Here is a 1,362-nt window from a genome sequence, read left to right on the forward strand (position 1 = left end):
GGTACCGTCAAGATTCTTTCGCAAATTGATCGAGGCGGCCTCGGCCCCGCCTTGCTCTAGCCCTCCGCCTTCTTGCTCAGCTCGTCCATCTCCTCCAGCTTCGACATGTCCAGGTACCTCCTCTTGCCCCATTCGTGCTCCACGATGTACTTCAGCCTCGCCGTCACCAGCATCAGGGCCGAGTTGCCGTCCGGGAAGGTCCCTACGACTCTCGTCCTCCGCCTGATCTCGCGGTTGATGCGCTCGATACCGTTATTGGTCCGGATTCTGCGCCAGTGCTCCGGCGGGAAGTCCGTGTAGGCGAGAGTCTCGGAGAAGCCGTCGCGCACCGTCCTCGCGGCCGCGCCGAGCCTCATCCCGTCCAGCTCGTCCGCCACCTCCGCCGCCTTCCTCGAGCACGCCTCGCGCGATTCCTGCGCGTGAATCGCCTTCAGCATGCGCGCCACGGCCTTCCTCCTGGTCACGGGCACCCTTCCCAACACGTTTCGGTAGAAGTGGACCGTGCAGCGCTGGTAGCGTGCCCCGGGGAACACCTCCTCGAGCGCACCGAGCATCCCCGCGCACTTGTCGCCGGTGACGAGCCGCACGCCGGAGAGCCCGCGCCCCCTGAGCCACGAGAAGAACTCGCGCCACGAGTCCGCCGACTCGGTGTAGCCCTCCGCGCAGCCGATGACCTCCCGGTCGCCGGTGGAGTTGACGCCGATGGCCACCAGAACGGCCACGTTCTCGTAGGACCCTCCCCAGCTGCGCTTGAGGTAGATGCCGTCGACGAAAACGTAAGGGCAATCGCCCTCGAGCGGCCTCTGGCGCCAGGCCTCGATGGACGCGAACGCCTTCTCGTTGAGGTTGGAGACGGTGCCGGAGGACACGGGCGCTCCCCAGAGGAGTTCGGAGACGTCCTCGATTCTCCTGGTCGAGACGCCCGCGAGGTACATCTCGACGATGGCCTCCTCGACCGAAGTCTCGCGCCTGCGGTAGCGCTCGATAACGGCCGTCTGGAAGGTCGCGCCGCGCGGCTTCGGCACGTTGAGCTCGACCTCTCCTGCCCCGGTGACGAGCTTTCTCGCGTAGTGGCCGCTGCGGTATGCCTCCCGGCCTGCCGTCCTCTCGTAGCGCCCGGCCCCTACGAGCTCGGACGCCCCCTCGTCGAGCAGCGCGTTGAGCGTCTCCTCGACGGTCTTCCTCACCAGATTCTTTATGTCCTTGCGCAGCGACTCCTCGTCGACTGTTACGATGTTCGCAGACACGGCCCGTGCCCCTTTCGTCGTTGATTTGTTGTTTAGCCGCTAGAAATCATATGACGGGGCGCGGGCCGTGTTCCGCTATGCGGTTGTCAATTTGCGAAAGAAATTATGCGTCACC

Annotated in this window: 1 protein-coding gene; it reads right to left on the reverse strand. The window is 65.0% G+C overall.

Features of this window, described 5'->3' with window-relative positions; genetic code table 11:
- Positions 1-56: 56 nt before the first annotated feature.
- Positions 57-1,247, reverse strand: a complete 1,191-nt coding sequence (locus DW233_RS10075; RefSeq protein ID WP_118268031.1) for an IS256 family transposase — start codon at positions 1,245-1,247, stop codon at positions 57-59.
- Positions 1,248-1,362: the final 115 nt, after the last annotated feature.

Source organism: Collinsella sp. AM20-15AC (assembly GCF_003471405.1).
In the GTDB taxonomy this organism is placed as follows: domain Bacteria; phylum Actinomycetota; class Coriobacteriia; order Coriobacteriales; family Coriobacteriaceae; genus Collinsella.